At 63.6% G+C, this 3,843-nt stretch carries 4 protein-coding genes; 3 read left to right on the forward strand and 1 reads right to left on the reverse strand.

Going from position 1 to position 3,843, the window contains the following annotated elements:
• Nucleotides 1-719 (reverse strand): MFS transporter (locus DBR24_RS11235; protein ID WP_256591400.1); only part of this gene is annotated, 719 nt, incomplete at its 3' end.
• Nucleotides 720-949: 230 nt separating this feature from the next.
• Here DBR24_RS11235 and DBR24_RS11240 point away from each other — a divergent pair.
• From DBR24_RS11240 to DBR24_RS11250, 3 genes are all read left to right on the forward strand, one after another.
• Nucleotides 950-1,882, forward strand: a complete 933-nt coding sequence (locus DBR24_RS11240; protein ID WP_123462934.1) for an AraC family transcriptional regulator — start codon at nt 950-952, stop codon at nt 1,880-1,882.
• Between the two features lie 88 nt (nt 1,883-1,970).
• Nucleotides 1,971-2,426, forward strand: coding sequence for a (2Fe-2S)-binding protein (locus DBR24_RS11245; protein ID WP_123462932.1), 456 nt, complete (start codon nt 1,971-1,973; stop codon nt 2,424-2,426).
• The coding region (locus DBR24_RS11250; RefSeq protein ID WP_256591401.1) for a molybdopterin cofactor-binding domain-containing protein at nt 2,426-3,843 on the forward strand (1,418 nt) is incomplete at its 3' end. The genes DBR24_RS11245 and DBR24_RS11250, both read left to right, overlap by 1 nt.

Genomic DNA, 3,843 nt, shown 5'->3' on the forward strand with positions numbered 1-3,843 from the left:
CCGGTGACTCCTTCAAGAAACGGACGCAGGTAAGTGAACAGCATGAACTGGCCCATGAAAAATACGCTGACGGCGATCATTCCCAGCGCCACCGGTAACCGTGTCATCAGGCGCAGGGCGTTACCGCTGCCAGCCTGGCGCTCGGCCTTGAAAGACGGAAGGCTGATCAGCAGCCACACGGCCGCCAGCGCGGCGACCGGAACCACGCAGAAAAATGCGCCGCGCCAGCCTATCAACGAGCCGAGGAAGCTGCCGGCAGGTGCGGCGATGACCGTCGCCAGCGCGTTACCGCCATTGACAATGGCCAGCGCGCGGGACACCTGATCGGACGGCACCAGGCGCATCGCGGTCGCCGCCGACAGTGACCAGAAACCGCCGATGGCGATGCCGATCAAGGCACGCCCGAACATGAATGAGGGGTAGCCCGGCGCGAACGCGACGATCGTCCCCGAGACGATCATCAACAAGGTCAGGGACAGCAACAGCTTCTTGCGCTCGACACGCGCGGCGACTGCGGCAATCACCAGGCTGGTGATCAGGGCAAATGCTCCGGACACGGAAATACCCTGCCCGGCCTGGCCTTCCGTGATGTGCAGTTCAGCGGCAATCGGCGTTAGCAGGCTGACGGGCATGAACTCGGAAGCGACCAGGGCGAATGCGGCCAGCGACATCGCCAGCACGGCGCTCCAGCCGCGTTTTTCTGTAGAGAGAACAGTCATGGGAACTACCTGTGGTGCAAAAAACATGAGGGGGTGATGCGCAGGGGGCGAGCAATTGATCGCTCACATGAGCACTTCCCCCGTAACAGTTCGACACATTCTCCCGGTCGATCCACCTCTGCCCTAGTGCATTCCTCTTGAATGCTTGCCTGATCCTCTGAGGATGCAGGGTGATGGATAGGAAACGCCTCGGCAGCGGATTACAGTTCGCTCAACAGGAGTGAGCCGCCATGATCGACACACCGCTGCGCCATGAATCTCCATTGGCGTTGAACATTGACCCGCGCGTGAGCGCACCGGGCGACTTCGCCACGGCCATCCCCGGGCTGTCGCTGTTTCGTCGCGATCAGCCGGCGCCCCCGGTCGTGTGCATGGTCGAACCGAGCCTGATTCTGGTGGGTCGAGGGGAAAAGCGTTTGTGGGTCGGTGGCGAGGGCTATCGCTACGACCATTCGCGGTTTCTGGTCACCTCGCTGGACTTGCCCGCCAACTCCGAAGTGCTGCGTGCCAGCCCTGCACAGCCCTGCGTCGGGCTGGTGCTGAAACTGGATGTCAGCATGCTCGCCGAGGTCATCACCAAGGTGGGCTTGCCGGCGAAGCGGCAGCCCTCCACCGCGTCAGGCGCCGCGATTGGCAACATGTCGTCCACCCTGGAAGGTGCGCTCGATCGCTTGCTGGCATTGCTTGATGAACCCGAGGCGATTCCGGTGCTGGCGCCACTGATCCTGCGAGAGATCCACTATCGGCTGCTCCACACCGATCAAGGCGCACGGCTGCGGCAGATCACCGCCGTCGATGGCCAGGGTTATCGCATTGCCAAGGCCATCGACTGGCTCAAGGTCAACTTCAGCGCCGCCCTGCGCATTGATGAACTGGCGGCGCGGGTGCAAATGAGCGCACCCACCTTTCACCATCATTTCCGCCAGCTCACCGGTATGAGTCCGCTGCAATACCAGAAATGGCTGCGGCTCAACGAGGCCCGCCGGCTGATGTTGATGGAGCGTCTGGACGTATCGCGCGCGGCGTTTGCCGTCGGGTATGAAAGCCCCTCGCAGTTCAGCCGCGAATACGGCCGCTTGTTCGGCACCGCGCCCAGCCGTGACATCTCGTTGCTGCGTGGCCAGCCTTTCGAGGCTGAGACGCTCGGCAGTGCGGCGAGTTGAGCGAACGACACACTTTTCCGGTGATACGCCTCGCTGCGTGTCACTGCTTATAACAACGCACGTCAACCGATGATCAAGCGGGTGAGCCATGGAACTACGAATCAACCAGAAGACCTATCAGGTCGATGCCGACGCCGATACGCCCTTGCTGTGGGTGATCCGCGATGACCTGGGCATGACCGGAACCAAGTACGGCTGCGGCCTGGCGCAATGCGGCGCCTGTTCGGTGCTGGTGGACGGCAATGTGGTGCGCTCGTGCGTCACACCGGTGGCCGGCGTGGTCGGCCGCGAGGTCACCACCATTGAGGCCATCGAGGCCGATGAAGTGGGCAAACGGGTCGTCTCGACCTGGGTCGATCTGCAGGTCGCCCAGTGCGGCTATTGCCAGTCCGGGCAGGTGATGGCCGCCACCGCTCTGCTCAAACAGAACCCCAGGCCGAGTGACGCGCAGATCGAAGCGGCGATGGTCAATCTGTGCCGTTGCGGCACCTACAACGCCATTCATGCCGCCGTGCATGAGCTGGCCGGCAAGGGAGACGCCTGATGACCGTTCGTATCGACCCTTCCCTGGAAGCATCGGCCCTGGCCCTGCACGATCCGGTCAATCTGTCGCGCCGACGTTTCCTCACCGGCACCGCCGTCGGTGCCCTGGTGCTCGGCTTCGGTCTGCCGCTGGGTGCCACCCGCGTGCAAGCGGCGGCAGCGGCGGCGACCGCCGAACGCGGCACGCAGGTCCCGGCGTTTCTCGAAATCCGCCCGGACAATCGCGTACGCCTGCTCTGCCCGTTCATGGAGGGCGGGCAAGGTACGTTCACCGCGATGGCACAGATTGTCGGTGAAGAGCTGGATGCCGACCCGTCGACCTTCCTGGTCGAAGCCGCACCGCCCGGCGAAGCCTACGTGGTGTTGGAAAACGGCATGCGCATCACCGGCGGCAGCATGTCGGTGCGCCTGAGTTACCCGGTCATGCGCCGCCTCGGCGCCCTCGCCCGCGCCATGCTGTTGCAGGCCGGCGCACAAAAGCTGGGGGTGCCGGTGAGCGAATTGAGCACCGAGCCTGGCAAGGTTGTGCACGCCAAGTCGGGCCGCTCGCTGGCCTACGGTGAACTGGCCGGGCAGGCGATGGATCTGCCGGTTCCCGATCCGGCCTCTGTGAAGCTGCGTGACCCGAGTCAGTTCCGCTGGATCGGCAAACCCGTGAAGCGCCTCGATGCCTATGACAAGTCCACGGGCAAAGCGCTCTACAGCATTGATCTGAAGGTCGACGACATGCTGCATGCCGCCGTCCAGCATGCACCGCGCCTGGGGATGACCGTGGGCAACCTGCGCAACGAGGATCAGGTCAAGGCCATGAAAGGCGTGCATTCCGTGCATCGCCTGCCGGGTGCCGTGGCGGTGGTCGCCGAGCGTTGGTGGCACGCAAAACGTGCAGTGGAAGCCATCCAGGTCGACTGGCAGGAACCTGCCGCAGACAGCCAGGTGCGGCCGATGCCCGCCGACTTTTCCAGCGATGCCTGGTTCAAGCGACTGGCTGAAGACAAAGGCCCCGCCAGGGATGATGAAAACCAAGGGGACGTGGCCGGCATTCTGGCGAGTGCGAAAACCCGGATCGACGCCACTTACCACAACCAATACCTGAACCACGGGCAACTCGAGCCACCTTCTGCGCTGGCCCGATTCAATCCGGACGGTTCGCTGGAGGTCTGGTTGCCGAACCAGGCGCCGGACATGTTCCGCGCGGACATCGCCAAACGCACAGGGCTGGATCCGTCGCGCATCACGCTGCATTCGCCATTGCTGGGCGGGTTCTTCGGTCGGCACTTCCTCTACGACTCGGCCAGTCCGTATCCCCAGGCAATCGCGCTGGCCAAAGCAGTTGGCCGCCCGGTCAAATTGATCTGGAGTCGTGAGGAGGAGTTCCTGCGCGACGTGCTGCGTCCGGTGGCGGCGGTGAATTTCCG

The sequence above is a fragment of the Pseudomonas sp. HMWF006 genome (genome assembly GCF_003061205.1).
Lineage (GTDB): Bacteria > Pseudomonadota > Gammaproteobacteria > Pseudomonadales > Pseudomonadaceae > Aquipseudomonas > Aquipseudomonas monsensis.